This is a genomic window from Actinomyces capricornis, assembly GCF_019974135.1.
GTDB classification, from domain to species: domain Bacteria; phylum Actinomycetota; class Actinomycetes; order Actinomycetales; family Actinomycetaceae; genus Actinomyces; species Actinomyces capricornis.
On the sequence record NZ_AP025017.1, the window covers coordinates 704,498 to 731,292 of the forward strand.

Sequence of the window (26,795 nt, forward strand, 5' to 3'; positions counted from 1 at the left end):
CGTCATCAGTACCCGGCCATCTTCTCCAGGCGGGCGATGCGCTGGCTCATGGGCGGGTGGGTGGCGAAGAGGCTGCGGATCGAGCCGAAGGGGTTGGCGATCATCATGGCCGAGACCGGCTCGACCCTCGGGTCCTGGGCCATGGGGACCCGGGAGACCCCGGACTCCAGCTTGCTCAGCGCACTGGCCAGCGCCAGGGGGTCCTGGGTGAGGGCGGCGCCGTCCTCATCGGCGTCGTACTCCCGGGTCCGCGAGATGGCGAACTGGGTGAGGGAGGCCGCCAGGGGCGCCAGGAGTGCCAGGAGGAGGACGGCGATCGGATTGCCCTCGCGCCTGTCCCGCCCGCCCCCGAACCACAGGGCGATCATGGACACCGAGGAGATGATGCCGGCGATCCCGGCGGCCACCGAGCCGGTGAGGATGTCGCGGTTGTAGACGTGGGAGAGCTCGTGGCCCAGCACCCCGCGCAGCTCGCGCTCGTTGAGGAGCTGGAGGATCCCCTGGGTGCAGCACACGGCGGCGTGCTGGGGGTCGCGGCCGGTGGCGAAGGCGTTGGGGCTCATCGTGGGGGCCACGTACAGCCGGGGCATGGGCTGGCCGGCGCGCTCGGAGAGCTCGCGCACGATGGCATGCATGGCGGGCTGCTGGGCCTGGCTGACCTCGATGGCGCCCATGGAGCGCACCGCCAGCTTGTCGGAGTTCCAGTAGGTGTAGGCGGTCTGGGCCACGCCGATGAGCGGCATGATGAACAGCCAGATGCTGGAGCCCGTCCCCCGGGCCAGCAGCCAGCCGAAGAGGAGCAGCAGGCCCCACAGCCCTCCCATGAGGATGGCGGTCTTGAGCCCGTTGTGATGATTCGTCCCGGTCATGGGACGATCCTATCAAAACTCGTTGAAGGTTCCCTTAATGCTACCTGTGCGGTACACCTGCCCGGGAGCCGCCCTCGGAGGCCCCGCATCGCCCCTGCGCCGCCTCAGTGCCCGCCACAGCAGCGGCCCTCAGCCCTGGCGCTCCAGCAGCTCGACGACGTCGGCGGCCTCGATCCCCAGCTCCTCCCCCACACCCGGGGTGTAGAGGGCACCCTCATGCGTGCTCAGGCCGCGGGCCAGGTCCCCCCGGGCGGCGCATGCCCGCCTCCAGCCGGAGTCGGCCAGCTCCAGCACATAGGGCAGGGTGGCGTTGGTCAGGGCGTAGGTGGAGGTGTGGGGCACGGCGCCGGGCATATTGGCCACGCAGTAGAAGGTGGTGCCCTCGACCTCGTAGGTGGGGTTGGTGTGGGTGGTGGGGCGGGAGTCCTCGAAGCACCCGCCCTGGTCGATGGCGATGTCCACCAGGACGCTGCCCGGGCGCATGGCCCGAACCATCTCGCGGGTCACCAGTCGCGGGGCCCGGGCCCCGGGCACCAGGACGGCGCCGATGACGAGGTCGGCCTTGGCGGTCTCCTCGGCCACATCCAGTGGGGTGGAGTACCGGGTGCGGATGGCGCCGCCGGAGACCTCCTCGATGTAGCGCATGCGCGAGGCGCTGATGTCGAACACGACCGTGTCTGCCCCCATGCCGACGGCGACCTGGGCCGCCCGCAGTCCCGCGACGCCCCCGCCCAGAACGACGACGCGGCCGCGCCGCACCCCGGGCGCCCCGCCCAGGAGCACCCCGGAGCCGCCGTGGGGCCTCAGGAGGCAGTCGGCCCCGACCTGGGCGGCCAGGCGCCCGGCGATCTCCGACATGGGGGCCAGCAGGGGCAGGCCGCCCTCGTCGTCCTGGACGGTCTCATAGGCGATGGAGGTCACGCCGCGGGCCAGGAGCTCCTCGGTCAGGGACCGGTCGGCGGCCAGGTGCAAATAGGTGAAGAGCACCAGCCCGGGCCGCAGGAGCCCGTACTCCGAGGCGACGGGCTCCTTGACCTTGAGGATGAGCTCGGAGCCCTCCCACAGCGCGTGCGCATCGTCCACGAGCACCGCGCCGGCACGGCGGTAGGCCTCGTCAGTGATGCCACTGCCCAGGCCCGCACCGGCCTGGATGCTCACCTCATGCCCGCGCCGCACCAGGGCGTCCACACCGGCCGGCGTCAGGGCGACGCGGAACTCGTTGTCCTTGATCTCGGTGGGAACGCCGATTCTCATGAAGTGCCTCTCTGCGGGTTCTGGACGAGCGGTGGGCGCGGCCTGCGGCCACCGGACAGGCCCATCATTCTACGGCGGGGCCCGTGGCGGTGCCCGCCGTCGTGTCTGCGACGGGCACCGTGCATGGCGGGCGCAGCGGCGCCCGAGGCTCAGTCCTGGAGGCGGTGGGCCACGCGCTCGGGCACGCGGTCGGCCTCGGGCTGGCCGATGAGGTCCTCGGGCACGGAGGTGGAGCGGGAGATGGCGGTCATGGCCTCACGGGAGACCACCTTGACCCGCTCGCGGTCCCTGGCCTCGCCGTTGGAGACCTCCACCGGCCCATGGTCCTGGCCGAGCTCGCGCTCGTAGGCGTCCAGGAGCTCCCAGCCCTGCCAGGTGGTGAAGGGCACGCCCCGCTCGGTCAGCAGTGCCATGACGGCCTCGTGACCGACCTGGGAGTCCTCGGCGCCGGCGTGCAGCAGCCCCGCCTCGGCGTCGGCGACCAGGTTGGTGATGGTCTCCTGGGCATCGGACTTGGTGGAGCCGATGAGGCCGATCGGGCCGCGCCGGATCCAGCCGGTGGCGTAGATGCCGGTCAGGGGCCTGCCGTCCTCCCCCAGCACGCGCCCGCCCTCGTTGGGCAGCACATGGCCGGCCTCGTCGAAGGGCAGGCCGGGGATCGGGCTGCCCGCGTAGCCCACGGCGCGGTAGACGGCCTGGACCGGCCAGTCGCGCATCTGCCCCGTGCCGGTGACGCCGCCGTCGCCGGTCAGGCGGGTGCGCTCGGTGCGCAGGCCCACGACGTGGCCCTCCTCATCGGTGAGGACCTCGGCGGGGGCGGCGAACAGGTGGATGTGGATGCGGCGGGAGGCGGTGAGGTCCTCGGGCTCCTGCATGGCGTAGCCCTCCAGGGCCTTGACCACCTGGCGCTGCTGGTTGGAGGCGGCCAGCGCGGCCTGGGAGCCCTCGTCGTACTCGAAGTCCTCCTCGTAGACGATGACGTCGACGTCGGGCTGCTTGCCCAGCTCGCGCAGCTCCAGGGGGGTGAACTTGACCTGGGCGGGGCCGCGGCGCCCGAAGACGTGGACGTCGGTGACCGGGGAGGCCGCCAGGGCCTGGGCGACATTGGCGGGGATCTCGGTGGTCATGAGGTCGGCGGAGTGCTTGGCCAGGACCCGGGCGATGTCCAGGGCCACATTGCCCACACCGATGACGGCCACCTCCTTGGCGCTCAGGTCCCAGGTGCGCGGGTGGTCGGGGTGCCCGTCGTACCAGGAGACGAAATCGGCGCCCCCATAGCACTCGGGAGCCTCGAGGCCGGGGATGTCCAGGGGGGCGTCGGTGTCGGCGCCGGTGGAGAAGACCAGGGCGTCGTAGTGCTCCTGGAGCTCGGCCACGCTGATGTCGCGGCCGACCTCGACATTGCCGACCAGGCGGATGTCACCGCGCTGGAGGATCTTGTACAGGGCGACGATGATCTGCTTGATGCGCGGGTGATCGGGGGCCACCCCGTAGCGCACCAGGCCGTAGGGGGCGGGCAGGCGCTCGAACAGGTCGATGCTCACGTCCAGGCCGGACTTGGACAGGATGTCTGCGGCGTAGATTCCGGCGGGGCCGGCGCCGACGACGGCAACGGAGAGCGGGCGGGTGTTCACTGTTCTCGTTCCTGACGGGTGGGGTAGCACGATGGCCCAGCACGGGCTGACTCCGCTCGGCGGAGTCCAGCGTCTGCGATGGGCCGGGCACAGTCTATGGACTCACCGGCCCACAACCCAGCCCGCATGGGCCGGAACCCGGTTTGAACCGCGTCACTCCACCCCGGCACCGGGAGCCCCGGACGCAAGCCGGCAGCGCCGAGGGCAGCGTTGGAAGGGGCGGCACGAGGGCGCACCGAGGGCCGGCAGCACCGGGGCATGAGCGGCACCGGGGCTCGCAGCAGAGGGCTCAGCCGCATGGGCGCGTGCAGCACCGAGCAGCACCGAGGGGGCGAGGCCGCGCCAGCAGCCCCGCCCCCTCAGGCGCTCATGCGCTCGGGCTCAGTCCTCCCGACGGCGCGCCCGCAGCAGCGCGGCGCCGGCGATGAGGGCCAGTCCCGCCATGAGGAGGGTTCCCAGGACGGCGGCTCCGGTACTGGCCAGCGGGCCACTGCCGGGGGCCGGGACCGCCGAGGAGGCGGGGTCGCCCGCCTGGCCGGGAGCTGCCGGGCCCTGCGATCCGGGGCCCTCCGGCCCGCCCGGGGCCGTGCCCGGGTCACCGGAGGCCTCCCCGTCGGGGGCCGGGCTCGTCGGATCCGCGCTCGGGTCCGACGTCGGGTCCTGGCTGGGGTCGGGACTCGGAGTGCCGGTGGGCTTGTCCCCGGCGTCCGCACTGGCATCCGCCGTCGGCGTGGCCGAGGGGGCCTGCGAGGGGGCAGCCGTGGGGCTCTCCGTGGCGCCGCCACTCGGCTCCTGGCTCGGGGCCTCGGTAGGCTCCTGGCTCGGGGCCTCGGTAGGCCCCTGGCTCGGGGCCTCGGTAGGCTCCTGACTAGGCCCCTGACTCGGCTCCTGGCTCGGGGCCTCGGTAGACCCCTGGCTCGGGGCCACGGTGGGCGCCTGGGTGGGCTCCTGCGTCGGGCTCGGCGAGGGCTCCGGCTTCGGCGGCGCGGCCACCGTGTGCTCCGTGGCGCAGCCCACCGCGTCATCACACCTGCCGCGCTTGTCGGTGGTGGTTGCGGTGTTGCTCAGCGCCTTGTTGCCGCCCTCCTTGACGGTCACCGAGTAGGTGATGGTCACCTCCTGGTCCTTGGCCAGGTCGCCGGTCCACGACAGGCGGTCGTTCTCGATGGAGGCGTCCCCCGAGGTGGCCCGGACGTCGCCGTTGTAGTCGGCGTCGTCGAGCACCTTGGACAGGTCATCACTGATCGCGGCCCCGGCCACCGCGCCGCCGCCGGCGTGGCGCACCGTGAGCGTGTACGTGATCGTCCCACCGATGGCGACCTCACTGCCCGAGGCCGGATCCGCCGTCTTGGACAGCACGAAGGCCGCCGGCGTCAGCGTGTGCTCCGTGGTGCAGCCCACGGCATCATCACAGGCTCCGCGATCATCATCGGTGGTCGCCGTGTTGGTCAGGGCGGCGTCACCGCCCTCCTTGACGGTCACCGAGTAGGTGATGGTCACCTCCTGGTCCTTGGCCAGGTCGCCGGTCCACGACAGGCGGCCGTTCTCGATGGAGGCGTCCCCCGAGGTGGCCTGGACGTCGCTGTTGTAGACGGCGTCGTCGAGCACCTTGGACAGGTCATCACTGATCCGCGCTGCGCGCACGGGCAGGTCCCCGCGGCTGCGGACAGTCACGGTGTAGGAGATCTTGTCCCCCGCTGCCACCTTGCCGCCCGTGGCGGGGTCGGCGGTCTTGGAGAACTCGAAGGAGGCCGTGCCCTTGGGGCTCACGGACTCATCGTCGCCGGCCTTGACCTCGGTTCCGCGCGGCGAGGTGCCCGTGACCGAGGCGGCATTGACCACGCTCTTACCGGCCTCCAGATCCTCGGCCTTGACCGTGTAGCGGGCCGTCCACACCAGGGTCTGGCCGGGGGCCAGCTGGTCGGGCGTACCAGTCGACTGGTCGGCCTGGAGGGCGGGGGCCGCATCAAGGGCGATCCTCTGGCCCTGGGCGTTGGTGAAGGAGTCCTCGCTCAGAGTCACACCACTGAGGATGGCATGGCCGTCGTTGGTGGCGGTGAAGGTGTAGGTGACCACCTCACCGGCCGCGACCTCGGTGACGTCAGCCGCCTTGACCAGAGCGATCGAGGGCCTGACGATGCCGGCGTCCACATGGGCGATGTCCGTGCCGGCAGGCATGACCACCGCGGCGGCCACGCCCTGGCCATCGGCATCGGAGTCGAGCTCGCGGTCGTCCCCGGTCGTGGTGGCGGTGAACTCGTACCCCTGATCCTTCAGGGCCTGGGGGATGGTGAAGGCCACCGTGTAGCCCTTGGCGTCGGAGGACCGCAGCCCGGTGAAGGCGTAGTTGCCCGCCGAGTCGGTGCGAGTGCTGAGCTTGACGGGATTGCCCAGGTCATCGACGCCGGTGAGGGCCACCTCCGCATCGCTCACCCCGCGCTCGCCGGAGTCCTGGATGCCGTTGCCGTTCTCATCGACCCAGAAGCGGTCGCCGATGGAGGAGGCGATGGCGCGCTCGGGGCGGGACAGCGGGCCGACCGTGTTCTCCAGTCCTGTGGCCGCGGCGGCCACGGTGTTGACGAAGCTGTCCCCACCGGAGTCGCCCACTCCCCGCATCGACAGGTCGAGCTCGATGACCGAGCGCGAGGCCATGACGCCGGGCTGGCGCACGCGCACCGCGGTGACCTCGGCGGCCGAGGCGGGGCAGACGCCCGTCCCGGTCACCACGGCTCCGCCTGCCGGGGCGTCACACCAGGCGGTCGTCCCGTTGGCCCCATTGGTCGGGTCCTTCGGATCGACGGCGACCTGGGCGGCACTGGTGTACTGGATGGTCACCCCCGCCCCCTTGAGGACCTCGGCCTCGACGAAGGTGAAGGCGCCGGTGAAGTCGGTGTCCCCCACACCATTGCGCGGCAGGACGTCGATGATCTCGGGGTCCTCGACCTTCGTGGCATCCGAGCCGGGCAGGGTGTTGGTCAGCCGGATGCGCCACTTGTTGAGCTCATCGGTGGCCTGGCCCTCCCGGTTGACCTGGACCACCGGGGTCAGCGCCACCTTCTCCAGCTTGACGCCGGCGATGTTGGAGATCTGGACGTCGGCGGCGGAGGTGCGCTGCGCGGGGGTGGAGGCGTCGCCCTGGGCCCAGACCTGGACCCTGTTGGTGTGCACCCCATCACGGGCCGTCGGGGAGACCTCGGCGGTCAGGATGATGGGCTCGATGGCGGCGTTGACCTCCTGGGAGGGGATGACCCAGCGGATGTAGGTCTGGCCTGGGGAGCAGGCGGGCCGCTTGGCGTCGTCGGGGGTGGAGCCCTTGCTCACCAGGGCCGGCTCCACGGAGGCGGAGGTGTAGTCCTGCGAGTCGGGCAGGCAGTCCTCCACCCACAGCTCCTTGGTCTGCCCGGGCACGGAGACCGCCGAGGACAGGGAGGGCTTGAGCTGGTACTGGACCGTGTCGTAGCCGGTGACACTGGGCGGGGTCTTGCTGAAGTCGCCACTGTCGCCCTTGCGCACGGTCTTGTCGATGCGCGCCTGGACGTCGGCCAGCAGCAGGCGGTCGCCCCTGATCCCGACATGGGTCGTGGGGTCGTAGGTCGACTGATTCCAGTGGTCCTTGGCGCTGATGACGCCGGGCAGGTCCGTCTGACTGCCGATGACCCGCTTGAAGGCCGCCCAGTTGGGCAGGGGCGTGCCGGCCGGCTCACCGCTGTCGGCGACCTCCAGGCCGATGGCCACCTGCATCCTGAATCCCGTGGCGAAGGCGGGGAAGGCGCCCACGGGCTCGGGCAGCACCGTGTGCACGCGCACGCGCGCCACGCCGGTGTAGACGCCCTCGGCCGCGCGGGCGGGGTCGTTGCCCGGCACCTGGGCGGGGTCGTCGTACCAGGGCCCCTGCTCCTCACCACAGCGCGAAGTCTCCCCGGTGGCGCCGGGCATGGCGGAGTACTGGACCTTGATGGCGGGGACTTGGTCGCCGGGGACCGCGTCCCGTGCATCCGTGCCCGCCTCATTGGCGAGGTTGTTGTAGCCCGAGACCCACACGGCGCTGCCGCCCGAGGGCAGGCTCTGACCGCCGGCGGTCGTGGAGGCCGGGTAGTCCTTGGCCTTGAGGTGCAGCTTGGTGTTGTCCCACGCGTCGCACATGACGGTGCTGATGGGGGTGGGCAGCAGCGGGTTGGACCCGCGCGTGTACAGCAGGGAGAGGATCTCCTGTCCGGGGGCGGCCGTGATCCCGCCCGAGCGCTCGGTGGCCCCGCCGACGGGGCCCTCGGCGAGCCACCTGTCACCGGGCACGAACTCCGTGGGCGTCATGTTGCCGGGGGCGCCGGGCACTCCCGCGAAGTACTTGGTGAAGGCCCCGCCCACCGACACGTTGGGGTTGGTCCTGCGCGAGTCGTTCCACTCCGGCTGGTCGCTGGTGGCCTGCTTGTCCGTGGGCGCCAGTCCAGTGATGTCCAGATCCTTAAACCGGTTCTCGGTGGGCAAGGTCCAGCTGGTGCCACTGGCGTCTGCGAGGCCGAAGTCCTTGACCACGGCGGCGGGGGTGTAGACGTCGAAGGCCAGGGCCACCGCGTAGGCCCGATCGGCGGGCAGGGCGGTGCCCGCGGGCCGGGCGGCCTGTGTGGGCACCGTGCGCAGGGAGGTGTCCGGGTTCTTGATCGTCATGGTCACGGGCGTGCCCGGGCCGCCGGGCTGGTCGAGGACCAGGGTGCCGGAGTCGGGCACCGCATTGGTGGCCGTCAGCGCGACACCGTTCTCGGTGATGCCCACCTTGGATCCCGGTGCCAGGTAGTTACGCACGGAGGGGTAGGCGCGCGAGCCGTACTTCTCCGGATCGGCCTTGAGCTGGTTGATCTGCTCGGGGCTGAGCTGGGGGTAGAGCCCCTCGAAGCTGAGGTCGTCGGTGACGGTGATGTCACCGGTGGCCGGCATGGCGCCCTTGCCGCGGTCCAGGGAGGAGACCTGCACGGTGTAGCCGGTGATGAAGCAGCCGGTGCTCTTGTCCCAGGGGCACGGGGAGTAGGCCGGGCCGTAGACGTAGCCGCCGTTGGCATTGGGGGCGATGGAGTTCTTGGATACATCCCACTTCAGCCGCGAGGAGGCGGTGACACTGGGCAGGCTGGTGGCCGGCACGGGGGCGGCCAGGCCGTCAGCGGTGACACTCGCCGCCGTCAGGGTCAGGGCCTGGCCGTTGGGGACCAGGTTGGAGACCTTAGCGGTGAGGTAGACCTTGTCGGTGGCGGCCTCCTTGGTACCGACGTTGCAGGTCACGGTCTGGGAGCTGAGCTCATCGAGGGAGTTGGCCTTCAGGGGCAGGCTCGCGGCGCCGGCGGTCTTGGGCGAGACCGAGCTGCCGGCTCCGGTGCAGTAGCCGGGCAGCTCGACAACCTCCATGCCCTTGGGCAGGGTGACGCTGAAGGTGAGGTTGTCGGCGGTGGCGGACCTGACCACGTACTCCAGGGCGTAGGTGACGGTGTCGTTGACCCGCACGATGCCGTTCTTGGACCCGGAGTCGTTTCCGGGAGTGTCATCCGCGGAGAAGTCGGCCGTCCCGTCCTCGCTCACCGTGACCGTCAGGGACAGGTCATTGGCGGTGAGCGCGGCGGGGGCGATGCCGTGCCGAGCGGCCGCGGGGACGGCCTGGTGCGGGGCTGCCGAGGCAGTGGCTCCCAGCCCCAGGAACAGGGCGCTGGCGCATGCTGCCGCGGTCACGGAGCGGGCCCAGCCTCGCCATGCTCCTCGTTGCTTCATCTCTACTCCTTCATCTGCGCCCGAGGGGACAGGTCGCATCGTGGGACGGCGGTGGTCATGGTGGGGTCGGGGAGGACCGGGGCGACCACCGTGCCGGCGTTGACCCACGCACCCCCACCCTGAACAGGGGCGGGCAGCACACAGGTCCCGACAGAATAAACATGGCCGTGGCTATTCTTCGTTGCCACCACCACAACAGCGGCTCAACCGTTACCGTTGCACGGCAAGGGCAACCCAGGATTCCCCGAAGGTCGCAAAAGGGTCACGATTATCACGGTTGGATACCCCGCCTCGCCCACGCCGCCGCACCCCCACCCGAGTCCCGCCCGACAGCCCGCCACCGAGCCCGACCCAGCAGGGTGAGTTCACTCTCATTCCCCACTCCCCACATCTGATGAGAATGGTTTTCATTAATGTAGTGGTGTGCTCCGCCTCCTCCACCGCCTCCGCGCCCCACTGGCCGCCTGCGCACTTGCGCCCCTGGCACTGACCGCCTGCGGCGCCCCCGCCGCGCCCTCAGCCACTGCGGAGAGCCCCACCGCCCAGGCCACGACGGCGTTCTCCCCCTCCCCCGGTGCGCACGGCAGTCGCGATGGCGCCGGCGGCCACGGCCATGTCGAGGGCGCCGAGGAGCTGGATGAGGCCGCCACTTCCCTGGCCGTGCTGAGCGCCACCGGGGAGTTGGGCCTCATCGGTCTGGAGGACCTGTCCCTCACGCCGGTGACCAGGGTCGAGGGCGCCACCACCGCCGCCACCGACCGCAGGCTCCTGGCCCTGGGCGGCCCGGGGGTCGAGGTGAGCCTGGCCGACTCGGGGGTGTGGACCCAGGACCACGGGGACCACCAGCACTACTACCGCGCTCCCGCCACGGCCCTGGGCCCCCTGGCGGCGCCGGCGGCAGCCGGGGGCCAGGCCGCCGTCGAGGCCGAGAGCGCCCCGCCCACCATCGCCAGCAGCGCCCAGTACACCGTCGTCACCGCCGCTGGGAGATTGACGCTCCTGGACCGCCGGGCCCTGGAGCAGGGGCGGGTCTCCCCCGTGATGACCGCCGACGTCGACCCGGGCAGCTATGCCGCCCCGCTGGGCGCCCACGTGGTCGTGGTCCGCCAGGGCCAGGCGCTCCTCCTCGATGAGCACGGCACCGCCGTCGGCGAGCCCCTCCCCTGCCCCCAGCCCTCCGGCGGGATCTCCACCCGGGCCGGTGTGGCCCTGGGCTGCGAGGGCGGCGCGGTAGTGGCCTCCCTGCCCGACCCCCAGGCCCGCACCCCGGTCCTGGAGTGGGTGTCCCTGCCCGAGACGGCACCCGCGGGCACGCGCCTGGTGTCCTTCGGTGCTCGCCCAGGCCGCGCGACGGTGGCTGCGCTGGACGCCCAGGGCGGCTGGTGGCTGCTCAGCATCCGCGAGCGCAGCTGGTCCGGCCCCCAGGCGGATCCTGCCGAGACAGCCGAGTCCGGCGCGGGGGCCCCACTGGTGGCCGTCTGCGCCCTGGACGACACCCATGACCGCGTGGTGGGCGTCGATGACCAGGGCCGCATCCACGTGTGGGCCGATGGAGCCGAGGAGGCCGTCACCGATCCGATCGCCTCCCCCGATCTGGTGGCGCGCAGCGGCATCCATGCCACCGCCGATCGCGTCTACCTGCCCGCCGCCTCGGGCGAGGAGATCCTGGAGATCGATCCGCAGGCCCAGGCGGGGGTCGAGCGCACGATCCCCGCCCCCGGGCTCCTGACCTTTCAGATGGTGGGCGCCTGAGCAGGCCGCCGGCCCCGGCCGCGCCGTCTCACGCTGGGCGCCGCCGCCCGCCAAGACCCGCAGCCACGCTCCCACCTCGACCACCTGCTCCTCCATGCCGATGACCTGCCCATCACTGACCACAGCACTTGCTCCGCCGTCGGGTGCCGTCCTGCGGTGACGGCCCCATGGCGGCGCAGACCGATGAAGAACGAAAGGAACGCTCATGACGATCACCCCACTCAGGCCTGCAGCGCCGCGCCGCTCCCGGGCGGTGGCCCTGCTGGCGATGGCCTGCAGCGGCGCCCTGGCCCTGGGGGCCTGCGGGTCGGCCGGCACCGGCTCGGGGACCAGCGCCTCCGGGGACGCCTCACAGGCCGCCACCCGGGCGGCCTCCAGCGCCCCGGCTCACGATCACGACGACCACGATGCCCATGGCGGGCACGGCCACGGCTCCGACCGCTTCGTCCTGGCCTACGACGGCGGGGTGAAGGTCCTGGATGCCTCCAGCCTGGAGGAGGTCGCCGACTTCCCCCTGGAGGGATTCTTGCGCCTCAACGCCTTCGGCGACAACGAGCACGTGCTGGTGACCACCGAGGCGGGCTTCCAGGTGCTGAGCACGGGGGCCGGCGGCGGCGAGCCGGCGCTGACCGACCTGGTCTTCCCCGCCACCAAAGCCGGCCATGTCACGCCCCACGGGGACTGGACGGTGCTGTTCGACGACGGCACCGGCAAGATCACCATGGTCAAGACCGATTCCCTGGGCCACTCGGCCGCCGAGACCGTCGCCTCCCTGCCGGCCTCGGAGGAGATCGCCTCCGACAAGGCCCACCACGGGGTGGCCATCAGGCTCTCGGATGGCACCGTGCTGCGCACCCTGGGCGATGAGGAGACCCGGGTGGGGGCACTGGCCCAGGACGCCTCGGGCAAGGAGACCGCCCGCAGCGAGGAGTGCCCCGGTGTCCACGGCGAGGGCGCCCTCAAGGGCGAGGCGGTCGTGCTCGGCTGCCAGGACGGGGTGCTGCTGTACAAGGACGGCGCCTTCACCAAGATCGCGAGCCCGGATACCGGGGGCGGGCGCGTGGGCAATGCCTACGTCACCGATTCCAGCCCGGTGGCGGTCACCGACTACAAGGAGGACCCCGACTCCGAGAAGCTGTCCCTGAGCCGCCTGGGCATCCTGGACTCCCAGTCCGCCTCCTTCGAGGTGATCGACCTGCCCGAGGGTGTGGAGTACACCTGGCGGGGGGTGCGCCGTGACGGCCAGGACAACGCCTGGGTGCTGGGCACGGACGGCGCCCTGCACAAGGTGGATGTGGCGGGTAAGGCCGTGACGGACTCGATCCCGGTCATCGGCGCCTGGAGCGCCCCGGAGAAGTGGCAGGAGGCCCACCCGGCGCTGCAGATCGAGGGGGACACGGCCTGGGTGACCGAGCCGGCCACCAAGACCGTCCACAAGGTGGATCTCACCAGCGGGGAGGTGACGAAGGCCGAGGTCGGCGCAGCCCCCTCCGAGGTGGCCTTCGCCAAGCACACCCACCAGCACTGAGCGGACAAGGGCCCGTCCCGCACTATGCGAGTCCGGGGTGCAGATTGCGACTGCGGTGCCATCGCATTCTGCACCCCGGACTCGCATTCTGGGACGCCGGAGCGCCTGGGGCCCGCTCCGTCAGGCGGTACGGAGGCGCGCCACCGCGGCGACGGCGATGGGGATGAGGGCGGTGGCGCCCACGCCCAGAAGGAAGACCGGAGCCCCGGTGCTCGGCAGCCAGGCGGCGGCCATCGCGGAGGCACCCGCCGCACCGGCGGTGAACACCAGGCCGTTGACCGCGTCCACGCGTGCCAGGAGATCATCGGGAGTCGCGTACTGCTGGAGCGTCCCGGCCACGATGAAGCAGGCCACCCATGCGACATCCAGCAGGAACAGCCACACAGCAGCGACCCACGCATGGGGCACCAGCCCGAAGGATGCCAGGAGCAGGCCGGCCAGGCCGATGGCGATCAGCAGGACCGCCAGGCCCTGCCTGACGCTGATGAGCCGATCGAGCACCAGGGAGCAGGCCAGGCCACCCGCCCCGGAGGCCGCCATGACCAGCCCGACGACGGACGGGCTCAGGCCCAGACCTTCACGCAGGTGGACCACCACGCCGAAGACGTAGCTCGCCGTCGAGGCGCCCAGCGCCAGGTTGACCGCCAACACGGTGGCCTGTGTCCGGTCCTCGACCACGAAGCGCAGCCCCGCGCCGATATCCGGCAGCAGGCCCCGCCACACGGCCCGCGTCCCACGATCCCGGGCGGGAGAGGGCAGGCGCGGAAGCAGGTAGTAGACCACCGCATTGAAGGCGGACATGACCGCGGGGACCGCCAGGGACACGACCCCTCCGAGCACTCCGACAAGCCATCCTCCTACCGAGGGACCGGCGATCGCGACGCCTCCCTCGATCGTCTCGATCCGCGAGTGGTAGCGCAGCAGATTCTCGCGCCCCAGCACCTGCGGGACGTATCCGGCCGAGGCCGAGGCGCCCAATTCGCTCATCGTCCCCCGCACCACGCCGATGAGCGAGACCAGCACCAGGCTCTCCACCCGCTGGTGGAGCATGAGCGCCAGCCCCACCAGGCAGGCAAACTCCGCCGTGTAGGAGGTGATCACCACTGGAGCACGCGGCAGGCGGTCCGCGACGGCGCTCAGCGGCAGTGCCAGGACGAGCCGGGGAAGGTGGCCCGCCGTGACCAGGGCCGCCGAGAGGGAGATCGACCCGGTCGCCTGGAGAAAGGCCAGCGGCAGGGCCACCGAGGCGATCGCATCCGCGAGCAGGTTGAGCGTGGCAGTGGTGTAGAGCCTGCGGCTCAGTGCCTCTTGCCGCTGCCTGCGGGCTGCATCGCTCATGGTTCACACTCCCCGCGCCGGCAGGCCCGGGCGGCTCAGGCGGCTCAGGCGGCGCGGTCCACCAGGAGGTGGGCGAAGTCCTCCATGCCGGCGCGCACGAGGGCGGTGCGCTCCCTGGCCTCGGCCAGGGCGGCCTCGGCCTCGGGGCCGGTAGTCCCCTGCGCGGCCAGGCGCTCGCGGGTGCCCTCCGCCACGGCCTCCTCCAGCCCATCGAGGGAGGCGATGGCCTGACGGGACCAGTCGGTCGCCATCTCGCGGGTGCGGGCGAGCACCGGGTGCTCGCGCAACTGGGCCACCACCTGGGCCAGGGCCCCGTCGTCGCGCAGGTCGGAGCTGGACAGGGCCGAGAGGATCGACTGCCCCGCGGCGTCGAGCTCGCCTGCGGCCAGGGCCTGGCGCAGCAGGAGCACCGGCATGGTGTCCACGCCCTCGCGCAGGTCCGTGCCCGGGGTCTTACCGGTGACGGCACTGTCCCCCGCCAGGTCGATGACGTCGTCGGCCAGCTGGAAGGCCACCCCGATCCGCTCGGCGAAGTCCTCCACGATCCTCTCCGTGCCCCGCCCCGCCCCGGTGAGCATGGCCCCGTAGCGGGCCGCCACAGCAATGAGGGAGCCGGTCTTGTCGGCCAGGACCTGGATGTAGTGCGCCACCGGGTCGGTGCCCGCGGGGCGCGGCAGGGTCTCATGGAGTTGGCCCATGCACAGGCGCTCGAAGGTCAGGGCCTGGGCCAGCACCGCCTCGGGCCCCAGGGCCGCCACCAGCTGGGAGGCGCGGGCCACCAGCACGTCCCCGGTGAGGATCGCCGCCGAGTTGCCCCACACGGCGTGGGCGCTGGGGGCGCCCCGGCGCAGCGGCGCCTCATCCATGACATCGTCGTGGTAGAGGGTGGCGATATGGGTGAGCTCGACGGCCACGCAGGCGTCGCGCACCCCCTCCCCCGTGGCCAGCTCCGGGTCGCCCAGCTGGGCCGTCAGGAGCGCCAGCATCGGGCGCAGCCGCTTGCCCCCGGCCTTGGCCAGATGCGAGGTGGGCGGGTTGATCGTCTCATCGGCGCGCGTGACCACATCCAGCAGGCGCGCCTCGACGGCCTCGAGGGCGCCCGAGATGCGGCTCTCGAGCTGCGTGTTGCTCAATGACAGGGATCCGATCACGGCAGGAGCATAGCGGCCCGGCTGAGCAACTCGATGACCGCCTGCGGGAGCACGCCCAGCGCGATCGTGGCCGCCACCGCGATCGCGACCGCCGCCGTGATGAGGCCCCGGCTGGCGACCACCGCGGTGGCCCCACCGGCCTCGGTCCCATCCTCGGGCTCGTGGAAGTGCATGAGGACGATGAGGCGCATGTAGAAGAAGGCCGTGGCCGCCGAGCACAGCACCGCCAGGATCACCAGCCAGGAGGCCCCGCCCTTGGCTCCGGCCACGAAGAGCTGGAACTTGGCGGTGAAGCCCGCCGTCAGCGGGATGCCCGCGAAGGACAGCAGGAAGACCGTCATGGCGCCCGCCGCCCAGGGGCTGCGCCGCGCCAGGCCCGTAAAGGCCGCCAGGTCGCTGCGCTCACCGCCCACGGCGCCCTCCTGGCTGGAGCGCACCAGGCCGATGAGGCCGAAGGCCCCCACCGTGGCCACGCCGTAGGTCAGGGCGTAGAGCACCAGGGCGGCGATGGACTCCTGGTTGTAGGCGATGATGCCGATGAGCATGAAGCCCGCGTGGGCGATGGCGGAGTAGGCGAGCATGCGCTTGACGTCGCGCTGGACGATGCCCACCACAGTGCCCACCACCATGGTGGCGATCGCCACGGCCCACAGGAAGGGCGCCAGGTCCCAGCCCAGCAGCCCGGCCAGGACGTAGTGGAAGCGCACCAGGGCGAAGAAGGCGGCCGCCTTGACCCCGGCGGCCATGAAGCCGGTCACCGGCGTGGGGGCGCCCTGGTAGACATCCGGGCTCCAGGCGTGGAAGGGCACGGCGGCCACCTTGAACAGCAGGCCGATGGTCACCATGGCCACCGCGCACAGGGCCAGGTAGTCGGTACCCGGCTGGGCGCCCACCGTCAGGGCCTGGCCGATGGTCAGGTAGTCCACCGCGCCGCTCAGGCCGTAGAGGAGGGCCGCGCCCATGAGCATGAAGGCCGAGGCGAAGGCGCCCAGGACGAAGTACTTCACGGCGGCCTCCTGGCTGAGCAGGCGGCGGTGGCGCGCAGTGGCGGCCATGATGTACAGGGGCAGGGAGACCAGTTCGAGGACGACGAACAGGGTGATGAGGTCGCTGGCGGCCCCGAAGAGCATCATGCCGCCCAGGGACAGCAGTGCCAGGGGGAAGACCTCGGTGGTGGTCCACCCGGCGTGGAGGGACTCGGCTTCCTCGGCGCTGCCGGGCCGGTCGGCGGCCTGGGCGGCGAAGGCGCCGTCGCCCAGGGAGGTGCGGTCGGCCATGACCAGCAGGGCCAGGAACCCGATGACGAGCAGGACACCCTGGGCGGCCACGGCGAAGGGGTCCTCGTTCAGCCCCTGGGACATGGGCGCCGACCCGCCGGCGGGCACGACCTCCCAGCGCTGGACCAGGGCCACGCCGGCCGCCAGGACGGAGGCCAGGCTCAGGACCACCTGGGTGGTGTGGCGCGAGGCGCGGGGGGCGAAGGCCTCCACGAGCACCCCCAGCACGCCCCCGCCCAGGATGAGGAGGGCCGGGGCCAGGGCGGCCCAGTTGATGATCGGCGCGGTGAAGCTCACTTGAGGATCCCTTCCGTGACGGAGGCTCCGGCGGCGGTGGCGCCCTGGGGGGCGCTGCTGACGGTGGTGGAGACCTGCTCGGCGACGCCGTCGAGGGCGTCGGTCAGCAGGGCCGGCGCCAGGCCCAGGACCAGCATGGCTGCGATGAGGGGGACCAGGACGAGCTTCTCACGGGCACCCAGGTCGGCGGCGCCGGTGCGCTCCTTCGCGGGCGCTCCGGTGAAGACCCGCTGGTAGGGCAGCATCATGTAGACGGCGGCGAGCACGACGCCAAGCAGGGCCACCAGGCCCAGCACCACCGAGCGGGAGAAGGTGCCGGTGAGCACCATCCACTCCGGGACGAAGCCGCTCAGGCCCGGCAGGGCGATGGAGGCCAGGGCGCACACCAGGAAGGTCCCGGCGGCCACGGGCATCACCCGCGCCAGTCCGCCCAGCTCCTTGATGCTCACCGTCCCGGTGCGCCGGGCCAGGAAGCCGGCCACCAGGTAGAGGCCGGCGATGGACAGGCCGTGGGCCACCATGTAGACCATGGCACCGTTGGCGGCCAGCCGGCTGCCGATGAAGATGCCCAGCACCATGAAGCCGAAGTGGCTGACCGAGGTGTAGGAGATGAGCCGGTAGAGGTTGTCCTGGGCGATGGCGGCCAGGCCCCCGTAGATGATGGACACGGCCGCCAGGATGACGATGACCGGGGCCGCCCAGGCCGAGGCCTCGGGGAAGAGCGGCAGCACCAGGGCGATCATGCCGTAGGTGCCGATCTTGTCCAGCACACCGATGAGCAGCACTGAGGTGCCGGGGGTGGCCTGCTCGGCGGTGTCGGGCAGCCAGGTGTGCACCGGCACCATGGGGGCCTTGATGGCGAAGGCCAGGAAGAAGCTGGCGAAGAGCCAGCGGGAGACCCCCGTGGGGGCCTGGATCTGCCCGGCCAGGTCCGCGATGAGGAAGGAGTAGTGGTCGGTGGGCCCGTACAGGGGCAGGCTGACCACGCCGATGAGCATGATGAGCCCGCCGGCCAGGGAGTACAGGATGAACTTCGTGGCGGCGCGCCGGCGCCCGGGCCCGCCGAAGCGCCCGATGAGGAGGTAGACGGGCACGAGCATGGCCTCGAAGCAGATGTAGAACAGGAAGACGTCCCGGGCCGCGAAGATGACCACGATGAAGGCCTCCAGGGCCAGGACCAGCGCGGTGAACTCGCGCTGGCGCTCATCGGGAACCTCCTGCCAGGAGGCCAGCAGGACGATGGGCACCAGGAAGGCGGCCAGCAGCAGCATGGCCAGGCCCAGGGCGTCCACGCCCAGCGCCCAGTGGACGCCGAAGGCCGGGATCCAGGGGCGCTGCTCGGCCAACTGGATGGTGGCGGCCTGGGCGGTATCGAAGTGGGCGGCGGCCCACAGGCCCAGCCCCAGGGTGGCGGCGGAGACGGCCAGGCCCACGGCCCGGGCCGAGGCGCGCAGCGGCAGGGCCCACAGCACCAGGGCACCGGCCAGGGGGACGATGGCCATGAGGCTCAGGATCGGCAGCGGTGCGGAGATGGTCTGCATATGTCGTGTCCTCTCAGAACCTGCTGGCCACAACGGCGATGAGCGCCAGGACGGTGCCCGCCAGCATGTAGCCGGCGTAGGAGCGCACGTAGCCGGACTCGGTGCGCCGCACGAGGCGCCCCGCGGCGGTGGTCCCGATGGCCACGCCCTCCACGGCGCCGTCGACGACGTGGCTCTCGGTGGCCCGGGTGGCGGTCACCAGGGCCTGCCCGGGGCGCATCGCCAGGGTCTCGTTGATGGCGTCCTGGTACATGTCGCGCCGCGCGGCCTCCACCAGGGCGCCGGCGGGCGGGGCGGTGGTGGGCACCGCGCGGCGGGCGTAGAGCAGCCAGGCGGCGGCCACGCCCACGACGACGAGGGCCAGGGTGGCGCCCATGATGACGGGTACGGGCAGCACCGGCACGTGGTGGGTGTGGTCGACGTGCCCGGTGACGGGCTCCAGCCAGATGGCGAAGGCGTCCCCGGCGCTGAGCAGGCCGCCCAGGCCCAGGGAGAAGACCGACAGGATGATGAGCGGGGCGGTCATGAGCGGGCTGGACTCGTGGGGGTGGACCGCGCCCTGGGGGTCGTCCTGCGTGGTCCAGCGGGCGGTGCCGTGGAAGATCATGAAGAACAGCCGGGACATGTAGAAGGCGGTCAGCCCCGCGCCCAGGAGCGCCACGCCTCCCAGGATCCAGGGCTGGGCCCCGTGCCCGATGAAGGCGGCCTCGATGATCTTGTCCTTGGACCAGAACCCGGACAGGGGCGGGACGCCCAGGATGGCCAGCCAGCCGATGCCCATGGTGATCCAGGTGATCGTCATGGCGGTGCGCAGGGCGCCGAAGCGGCGCATGTCCACCTGGTCGCCCATGGCGTGCATGACGCTTCCGGCGCCCAGGAAGAGCTGGGCCTTGAAGAAGCCGTGGGTGAGCAGGTGGAAGATGGCGAAGGCGTAGCCGATGGGTCCCAGGCCCGCACCGAGCATCATGTAGCCGATCTGGCTCATGGTGGAGGCGGCCAGGACCTTCTTCATGTCGTCCTTGGCGCTTCCGATGATGGCCCCCAGCAGCAGGGTGATGGCCCCGATGACGGCCACGGCCAGGGCGGCGGCGGGGGCGCCCTCGAGGATCGCCCCCGAGCGCACCATGAGGTAGACACCGGCGGTGACCATGGTGGCGGCGTGGATGAGGGCGGAGACCGGCGTCGGGCCGGCCATGGCGTCGCCCAGCCAGGCCTGGAGGGGGAACTGGGCGGACTTGCCGCAGGCGGCCACCAGCAGCGCCAGGCCGATGGCGGTCAGCCAGCCGGTGCTCACCTGCCCGGAGGCGGCGGCGGGCAGGACGGCGTCGAAGGCCACCGAGCCGGTCTGGGCGACCATGGCCATCATGGCGGCCAGCAGGCCCATGTCCCCCACGCGGTTCATGAGGAAGGCCTTCTTGGCGGCCGTGGCGTTGTCCACGGACTTCTCGCGCTCGGAGCGGGGGGCGTCGGCCTCGGCGGTGTTCCAGAAGCCGATGAGCAGGTAGGAGGCCAGGCCCACACCCTCCCAGCCGACGAACAGCACGAGGTAGCTGTCGCCCAGGACCAGGGTGAGCATGGCGGCCACGAACAGGTTGAGGTAGGCGAAGAAGCGGCGCCGGTCGCGGTCGTGGCTCATGTAGGCCACCGAGTACAGGTGGATGAGGAAGCCGACGAAGGTCACCAGTACCACGAAGGTCAGGGACAGCGGGTCGATGCGCAGCCCGACGTCCACGGTGAGGTCCCCCGAGGAGAACCACCGCCACAGGTCCGCCTCCATGACCCGCTCGGAGGCGGGCAGGCCCAGGACCTGGGCGAGGATGCCCACGCCCAGGCAGGCCGAGACCAGGGAGGCGGCCAGGCCCAGCCAGTGCCCCCAGGCGTCGCTGCGGCGCCCGGCCAGCAGGAGGATCGCGGCCCCGGCGGCGGGGGCGGCGATGAGGAGCCAGGCCAGGGCGGCCAGTCCGGTGGCGGGGGCGGCGGCCCCGACGACGGAGCCGGAGCCCTCGGCGGCGGGCAGCGCTCCGGCGGCCGCTCCTGCGGCCAGGGCGGGAGCGCCCGCCGCGGTGCTCATGGCGGTCATGAGTGTCATGACTGTCACCTCGGCCCTCTCAGTTCTTGAGCAGGTTGACGTCGTCGACCGACGTGGACCTGCGGGTGCGGAAGATGGACACGATGATGCTCAGCCCCACGACGACCTCGGCGGCGGCGACCACCATGACGAAGAAGGCGAAGACCTGCCCGGTGAGGTTGCCGTGGATGCGGGAGAAGGTCACCAGGACGAGGTTGACGGAGTTGAGCATGAGCTCGACCCCCATGAGCTCGATGATGGCGTTACGGCGCAGCAGGACCGTCAGGGCCCCCAGGGTGAACAGGACCAGGGCCAGGATGATGTAGGCGGTCACGGGGAGCGTCATGCGTCCTCCTGGGTGCTCGTGGGCTCACTGGTGGCGCTGGTGGCCTCCTGCGCGGCCTCCTGCTCCGGCTCGGCGCTGGGCTCGGGCTGGGCGGCCCGGGGCTGGTGCACGCGGGGGGCGGGGGCGCCGGGCATGGCGGGCATGCCCGAGAGTCCCGTGCCGCGCTCCGTGCGGGGCGCGGCCGCCTGGCCGCCGGGGGCCACGGCGCGCTCCGGGGAGGCCTCGGCCAGGTCCAGCTCCTGGCCGCGGGCGCGCAGGACGCGGGGCACGGAGTCCTCCACGGCCCTGCCCGCGGCGTCCAGGGCCGGGGCGGCGGCGGAGTTGGTGGAGGCGTAGACGCCGGGCATGGGCTTCTGGCCCGGGTGGGCGCCGGTGGCGGCGTAGGCGCGCATCTTGTCCTGGGCGACCTCGCCCTGGGTCCGCTTGGCGCGGATGCGCTGGCGGTGGGTCAGGGCCAGGGCGCCCACCGCGGCGATGACCAGCAGCAGGGCGGTCAGCTGCATGGTGACCACGTGCTGGCCGAAGAGCACCTCGGCGATAGTGGGCGGGACGGCCAGCCTCCCGTCGTCGAGCCCGGCGGCCGCCGGCAGGGGCGTGCGCACGACGACGGCGACCAGGACGGCGACCAGCGCCATGCCCATGACGATCAGGAGGGGGCGCTGCAGCGGGGAGGTGGTGCCGGCCACGGGCTCCTCGCCGCCCACGCCGACGAGCATGATGACGAACAGCACGAGGGTCATGACGGCCCCGGTGTAGACCACGACCTGGGTCATGCCCAGGAAGGGGGCCTCGGAGGCGATGTAGAGCACCGCCAGGCCGATCATGATGCCGATCATGTTGATGGCGGCGCTCACCGCCCGCTTGGCGGTGAGCACGCCCAGGCCGCAGGCCACGGTCACCAGGGCGACGACGCCGAAGAGGACGGCCTCGCCGGTGGTCATGGCCCCCTGCTGGCTCAGGGCGGCTGAGGCGTGTGCGAGCGGGGTCATCGCAGGGCCTCCTCGACGGGGTGAGAGGTGGGGCCGGGCACGGGCCGGGCGGTGTCCAGGGTGGGGTCCTCGGGCCGGTGGGCGCGCACCCACTCGATCTGGTCGCGGGTGGGGCCGGTGACGGCGCCGCGGTAGTAGTCGCCGTCCTCGGTGCCGGCCACCATGGGGTGGGGGGCCTCCAGGCCGCCGGGGGGCACGGGGGCGAGCAGGTCGTCCTTCTCGTAGATGAGGCCGGTGCGGTTGGGGCCCACGAGCTCGTCGAAGTCGGTGGACATGGTCAGGGCCCGGGTGGGGCAGGCCTCGATGCACAGGCCGCAGAAGATGCAGCGCAGGTAGTTGATCTGGTAGACGCGCCCGTAGCGCTCCCCGGGGGAGTACTGGGCGCCGGGCTCATTGGAGGCCGCCTCGACGTAGATGGCGTCGGCGGGGCAGGCCCAGGCGCACAGCTCGCAGCCGATGCACTTCTCCAGGCCGTCCTCGTAGCGGTTGAGCCGGTGCCTGCCGTGGTAGCGGGGCATGGGCTGGGCGGGCTCGAAGGGGTACTGCTCGGTGACCACGGGGCGGAACATCGAGGAGATGGTCACGCCGTAGCCCGCCACGGGGGCGAAGAGGCGCGCCAGGCCGGAGGGGGCGTCGCGCAGCCACTGCTCGTGGTCGGCGTCGGAGGGGGTGGGCTTGTCAGTCATCGTTGTCCTCCTGGGAGGGGTCCTCAAGGCCGAGGGCGAGCGCGGGCAGGGCGGCCGCGTCGTCGCTCGGCTGGGAGTCGGTGGTCTCCTGCGGTGCGCCCTGGGCCCGCCGGGCACGGGGCGAGGGCGGCAGGTGCTCGCCGGGCAGCGGGGGCACGGGGTAGCCGCCGGCGAAGGCCAGGTGCTCGGCCCCGGGTGCGGTGATCTGCGCCCCGTCCTCGCCGTCCTCCCAGTCCTCGTCCTCCTGGGTGCCCGCGGCCTCGTCGGCCTCCTTGTCCGGCAGGAGGAAGAGGATGAGCATGGCCACCAGGAACAGGACGGCGAGGATGAGCAGCAGGGACTGCACCGAGGCCCCGGAGAAGGAGCGGTAGGCCTGGACGACGGCGACCATGACGAACCACGCCAGGGAGACGGGGATGAGGAGCTTCCAGCCCAGCCTCATGAACTGGTCGTAGCGGATGCGCACGAGGGTGCCGCGAGTCCAGACCATGAAGAACATGACCATCCACACCTTGGCGATGAACCACAGCATGGGCCACCAGCCGCTGTTGGCGCCCTCCCAGAAGCTGGCCAGGATGACCGAGCGCCAGCCGCCCAGGAACAGGGTGACGCACACGGCCGAGACGTTGAACATGTTGATGTACTCGGCCAGGAAGTACCAGGCGAACTTCATCGAGGAGTACTCGACCATGTGCCCGGCCACGAGCTCGCCCTCGGCCTCGGGCAGGTCGAAGGGCAGGCGGTTGACCTCCCCGATCATGGAGACCACGTAGATGAGGAAGGAGGGGATCATGGCCAGGGCCCACCACATCCGCTCCTGGGCGGCCACGATCCCGGAGGTGGACATGGTGCCCGAGGCCAGGAAGACGGTGAGGATGGACAGGCTCATGCTCAGCTCGTAGGAGATGACCTGGGCGGCGCTGCGCACGGCTCCCAGCAGCGGGTAGGTGGAGTGGGAGGACCAGCCGCCCAGGATGATGCCGTAGACGCCGAAGGCGGTGATGGCCAGGATGTAGAGCACCGCCACCGGGAAGTCGGTCAGCTGCAGGGGGGTGGAGTGGCCCAGGATCGAGACCTGGGGCCCGAAGGGGATGACCGCGTAGACCATGAAGGCGCTGAAGGCGGCCAGGAGCGGGGCCAGGATGTAGACGAGCCTCTCGGCCCCCTTGAGCCAGAAGTCCTCCTTCATGATGAGCTTGCCGGCGTCGGCGATGGCCTGGAGCAGGCCCAGAGGGCCGTTGACATTGGGGCCCAGGCGGGTCTGCATGCGGGCCAGGCCGCGGCGCTCGACCCACAGGGCCATGATGACGCTGACGATGAGGAAGGCGACGATGAAGCCGGCCTTGATGAGGGTCAGCCACCAGGTCTCCTGGGAGAAGTCGGCGACGACGCCGCCAAGGTCCGGTGCGGCCTGCATGGGGGCCGTGGTGGTGGTCATCAGTGCGCCTCCCCGGTGGTCTCAGGAGTGGTGGCTGCGGCGAAGGGCGCCGCCGGGGCGGTGGCGCCTCCCGGCGGGGAGCCGGCGCTGAGGCGCACCGGCGAGCCGTGCCCGACCCCCAGGGTCTGGCGCACGGTGGAGCCGGCCGAGCACTCGGGCAGCCAGACCGTGCCCTCGGCCACGGCCCCAACGGCGGCGGGCAGGGTGATCCGGCCCTGGGGGGAGGCGATGGTCACCGGGTCCCCGGGGCGCAGGCCCAGGCCGGCGGCCAGGTCGGTGGCGATCCTGGCCACGGGCTGCAGGGCGGTGGCGGCCAGGAAGGGCTCGCCGTCCTGGAGCCGGCCGGCGTCGAGCATGGGCTTGTGGGTGGCCAGGTGGGCGGCTACGCCCTCGGCGGGGGCGCCGGCGGGCTCCTGGGTCGCGGCGCTGTCCTGCGCGGGGGGCTCCTGAACGGGGACGTCCTGCGCGGGGGCGTCCTCGGCGCCGCTGAGGGCGTGAGCCGGCCCGGTGGGGGTCACGCGCGGGCGCTGCCCGGCCCACAGGCCCAGGGCGGCGAGCTCGGCGTGGAGGGCCTCCAGGTCGGCCACGCCCAGGTCGGCGCCCATCTCGGCGGCGAGCATGCCCAGGACCTGGCGGTCGGTGCGGGCGCGCGAGACGTGGGCCTGGCCGAAGGGCCGCACGCGGCCCTCCCAGTTGACGAAGGTCCCGTTCTTCTCCACGGCCGGGGCCACGGGCAGGACGACGTCGGCGGCCTCGCTGACCTCGGAGCGGCGCACCTCGAGCTGGATGACGGTGCCGGCCTGGGACAGGGCGGTGCGTGCCAGGGCGGGGTCGGGCAGGTCGCGCAGGTCCACCCCGCCGATGACCAGGCCGGTCAGGTCCCCCTGGGCCAGGGCGGTGAGGATGGCGGTGGTGTCGCGGCCCGGGGCGGCGGGCAGCTCGGCGCCCTCGGCCATGCCCCAGGCGCGCTCGACCTGCCGGCGGGCGGCGGCATCGGCCACGGGGCGGCCCCCGGGCAGCAGGCCGGGCAGCAGGCCGGCCTCGATGCCCCCGCGCTCCCCGGCGCGGCGCGGCACCCAGGCCAGGCGGGCGCCCAGGGCGGTGGCCAGGACGTCGACGACGCTGAGCAGGCCGGGCACGGCCGCGGCGCGCTCGCCCACGATGATGGTGGCGCCGGGGGCGCGCAGGGCCTCGACGAGCTCGGGGTGGGTGCGGGGCAGCAGGGCGAGGGTGCGCGCCTCCTGTCCCGGGGCGGCCAGGATCGCCTGGGCGGAGAGCTTGCGGCTGCCGTTGGTCAGGCCGGGGGCGATGGTGGCCACGCGCACGCCGCCGGCGAGCACCCCCTTGCGCAGGCGCAGGAACAGGGAGCCGCACTCGTCCTCGGGCTCCAGGGCCACCAGGAGCACCTGGCCGGCGCTCTCCAGGGAGCGGTAGGTGACCTCCCCCAGGCCGGTGCCGGCCACGCGCGCGGCCAGGAAGGAGTCCTCCTCGCTGCTGTGGTCGCGCACGCGCTGGTCGATGTCGTGGGTGCCCAGGACGGTGCGGGCGAAGCGGGACCAGGCCCAGGCGTCCTCCAGGGTCAGACGGCCGCCCGGCAGCAGGCCGACCCCGCCCCGGCCCTTGGCGTCCTCCAGGGCGCGGGCGGCGGTGTCCAGGGCGTCGGACCAGCTGGTGGCCACCAGTTCGCCGGTGTCCTCGTCGCGCACCAGGGGCACGGTGAGGCGGTCGGGCAGGCTGGACCAGGGGAAGGCGAAGCGGTCCTTGTCGGTGATCCACTCCTCGTTGACCTCGGGGTCGTTGCCGGCCAGGCGGCGCAGGACCGTGCCGCGACGCATGTCCACGCGGATGGCCGAGCCCGAGGCGTCGTGCTCGGTGACCGAGTCGGTGGAGACCAGGTCCATGGGCCGGGCGCGGAAGCGGTAGCGGGCGCTGGTCAGCGCGCCCACCGGGCAGATCTGGATGATGTTGCCCGAGAAGTAGGAGGCGAAGGGGCGCCCGGAGGCGTCCATGTCCACCAGGCCCGGCCCGGTTCCCGGCCCGCCGGCCAGGCCCCCGGCCACGCCCGGGTCCCCTCCGGGGCCGGCCAGGTCGTCGGCGGCGCTCAGGCCGTGGCCCCCGCGGATGGTGGAGGAGGGACCGGCGTGGGGGTCGTGGAAGTCCAGGACCTGGGGGTCGAAGCGGCCGATCTGCTCGGAGTACAGGCCCCCGGCGTGCTCGGGGTGGCCGTCCATGTCGGTGGAGGGGTGGCCCCCGCCGCGCCCCTGGAGGGCGATGAAGGGGTCTCCGGGGATCTCCCGGGCGAAGCGCACGCAGCGCTGGCACAGGATGCAGCGGTCCCGGTCGAGCAGGACGTTGCTGGTCAGGCGCAGCGGCTTGGGGAAGGTGCGCTTGACGTCGGTGAAGCGGGTGGCGCTGCGGGCCCCGGAGGCCATGAGCTCCAGGGCCTGGTTCTGCAGGGGGCACTCCCCGCCCTTGTCGCACACGGGGCAGTCCAGGGGGTGGTTGATGAGGAGGAACTCCATGGTGCCGGCCTGGGCCTTGGCGGCGACCTCGCTGGTGGCCTGGGTGGAGATCTCCATGCCCTCCATGGCGGTCATGGCGCAGGAGGGCTGGGGCTTGGGCATGGGGCGCACGACGCCGTCGCGCCCGGGCATGGCCACCTCCACCAGGCACTGGCGGCAGTTGGCCGAGGGCGCCAGGAGCGGGTGGTCGCAGAAGCGGGGGATGCGCACTCCCACCTGCTCGGCGGCGCGGATGAGCAGGGTGCCCTTCTCCACGCTCACCGGCATGCCGTCGATGGTCATGGTCACCATCTCGGCGGCGGCCGGGACAGCGGGCACGGAGCCCTTCTTCCCGGTCGTGCCGGTGCCGGTGGT

At 72.3% G+C, this 26,795-nt stretch carries 16 protein-coding genes; 2 read left to right on the top strand and 14 right to left on the bottom strand.

Annotation, left to right across the window (positions count from 1 at the left end; translation table 11 throughout):
• Window positions 1-5: 5 nt before the first annotated feature.
• The 4 genes from htpX to MANAM107_RS02870 form a co-directional block, all read right to left on the bottom strand.
• Window positions 6-869, bottom strand: a complete 864-nt coding sequence (gene htpX, locus MANAM107_RS02855; RefSeq protein WP_223910849.1) for a zinc metalloprotease HtpX — start codon at window positions 867-869, stop codon at window positions 6-8.
• A gap of 129 nt (window positions 870-998) precedes the next feature.
• Window positions 999-2,123 (bottom strand): alanine dehydrogenase, encoded by a 1,125-nt coding sequence (gene ald / locus MANAM107_RS02860; protein ID WP_223910852.1) that lies wholly within the window; start codon window positions 2,121-2,123, stop codon window positions 999-1,001.
• A 149-nt stretch (window positions 2,124-2,272) separates the two neighbouring features.
• Window positions 2,273-3,757 carry an FAD-dependent oxidoreductase gene (locus MANAM107_RS02865; protein ID WP_223910855.1) on the bottom strand — a complete coding sequence of 495 codons (1,485 nt, stop codon included), beginning with the start codon at window positions 3,755-3,757 and terminating at the stop codon, window positions 2,273-2,275.
• Window positions 3,758-4,138: 381 nt separating this feature from the next.
• Complete coding sequence (locus MANAM107_RS02870; protein ID WP_223910859.1) at window positions 4,139-9,469, bottom strand: DUF7927 domain-containing protein; 5,331 nt, start codon at window positions 9,467-9,469, stop codon at window positions 4,139-4,141.
• Window positions 9,470-9,931: 462 nt separating this feature from the next.
• Between MANAM107_RS02870 and MANAM107_RS02875 the strand changes: the two genes are divergently transcribed.
• Together MANAM107_RS02875 and MANAM107_RS02880 are read left to right on the top strand one after the other, a co-directional pair.
• Window positions 9,932-11,260 carry a hypothetical protein gene (locus MANAM107_RS02875; RefSeq protein ID WP_223910862.1) on the top strand — a complete coding sequence of 443 codons (1,329 nt, stop codon included), beginning with the start codon at window positions 9,932-9,934 and terminating at the stop codon, window positions 11,258-11,260.
• 205 nt (window positions 11,261-11,465) lie between these two features.
• On the top strand, window positions 11,466-12,788 hold the full coding sequence (locus MANAM107_RS02880) for a hypothetical protein (protein ID WP_223910865.1): 1,323 nt from the start codon (window positions 11,466-11,468) through the stop codon (window positions 12,786-12,788).
• Between the two features lie 120 nt (window positions 12,789-12,908).
• On the opposite strand, the gene MANAM107_RS02885 is transcribed toward MANAM107_RS02880, so the two are convergent.
• From MANAM107_RS02885 to MANAM107_RS02930, 10 genes are read right to left on the bottom strand one after another with little or no spacing between them, the layout of a single operon-like run.
• Window positions 12,909-14,126, bottom strand: coding sequence for an MFS transporter (locus tag MANAM107_RS02885; protein WP_223910868.1), 1,218 nt, complete (start codon window positions 14,124-14,126; stop codon window positions 12,909-12,911).
• Window positions 14,127-14,170: 44 nt separating this feature from the next.
• On the bottom strand, window positions 14,171-15,277 hold the full coding sequence (locus MANAM107_RS02890) for a polyprenyl synthetase family protein (RefSeq protein WP_223910870.1): 1,107 nt from the start codon (window positions 15,275-15,277) through the stop codon (window positions 14,171-14,173).
• Window positions 15,274-16,851, bottom strand: a complete 1,578-nt coding sequence (gene nuoN, locus MANAM107_RS02895; RefSeq protein ID WP_223910874.1) for an NADH-quinone oxidoreductase subunit NuoN — start codon at window positions 16,849-16,851, stop codon at window positions 15,274-15,276. The genes MANAM107_RS02890 and nuoN overlap by 4 nt, the downstream gene beginning before the upstream one ends.
• Window positions 16,848-18,392, bottom strand: a complete 1,545-nt coding sequence (locus tag MANAM107_RS02900; protein ID WP_223910876.1) for an NADH-quinone oxidoreductase subunit M — start codon at window positions 18,390-18,392, stop codon at window positions 16,848-16,850. Before MANAM107_RS02900 ends, nuoN begins: the two co-directional genes overlap by 4 nt.
• A 13-nt stretch (window positions 18,393-18,405) precedes the next feature.
• Entirely contained in the window at window positions 18,406-20,472 is a 2,067-nt protein-coding gene (nuoL, locus tag MANAM107_RS02905) for an NADH-quinone oxidoreductase subunit L (RefSeq protein ID WP_223912804.1), read from the bottom strand.
• A gap of 28 nt (window positions 20,473-20,500) precedes the next feature.
• Window positions 20,501-20,806, bottom strand: a complete 306-nt coding sequence (gene nuoK / locus MANAM107_RS02910) for an NADH-quinone oxidoreductase subunit NuoK (protein WP_179900628.1) — start codon at window positions 20,804-20,806, stop codon at window positions 20,501-20,503.
• The gene (locus MANAM107_RS02915) at window positions 20,803-21,795 is read right to left on the bottom strand and encodes an NADH-quinone oxidoreductase subunit J (RefSeq protein ID WP_223910879.1); all 993 of its coding nucleotides are present in this window, start codon (window positions 21,793-21,795) and stop codon (window positions 20,803-20,805) included. Before MANAM107_RS02915 ends, nuoK begins: the two co-directional genes overlap by 4 nt.
• Complete coding sequence (nuoI, locus tag MANAM107_RS02920; RefSeq protein ID WP_223910882.1) at window positions 21,792-22,481, bottom strand: NADH-quinone oxidoreductase subunit NuoI; 690 nt, start codon at window positions 22,479-22,481, stop codon at window positions 21,792-21,794. Before nuoI ends, MANAM107_RS02915 begins: the two co-directional genes overlap by 4 nt.
• A complete protein-coding gene (gene nuoH / locus MANAM107_RS02925; protein WP_223910884.1) occupies window positions 22,474-23,919 on the bottom strand; it encodes an NADH-quinone oxidoreductase subunit NuoH in 1,446 nt (481 codons plus the stop codon). The genes nuoI and nuoH overlap by 8 nt, the downstream gene beginning before the upstream one ends.
• The gene (locus MANAM107_RS02930) at window positions 23,919-26,732 is read right to left on the bottom strand and encodes an NADH-quinone oxidoreductase subunit G (RefSeq protein WP_263421946.1); all 2,814 of its coding nucleotides are present in this window, start codon (window positions 26,730-26,732) and stop codon (window positions 23,919-23,921) included. Before MANAM107_RS02930 ends, nuoH begins: the two co-directional genes overlap by 1 nt.
• Window positions 26,733-26,795: the final 63 nt, after the last annotated feature.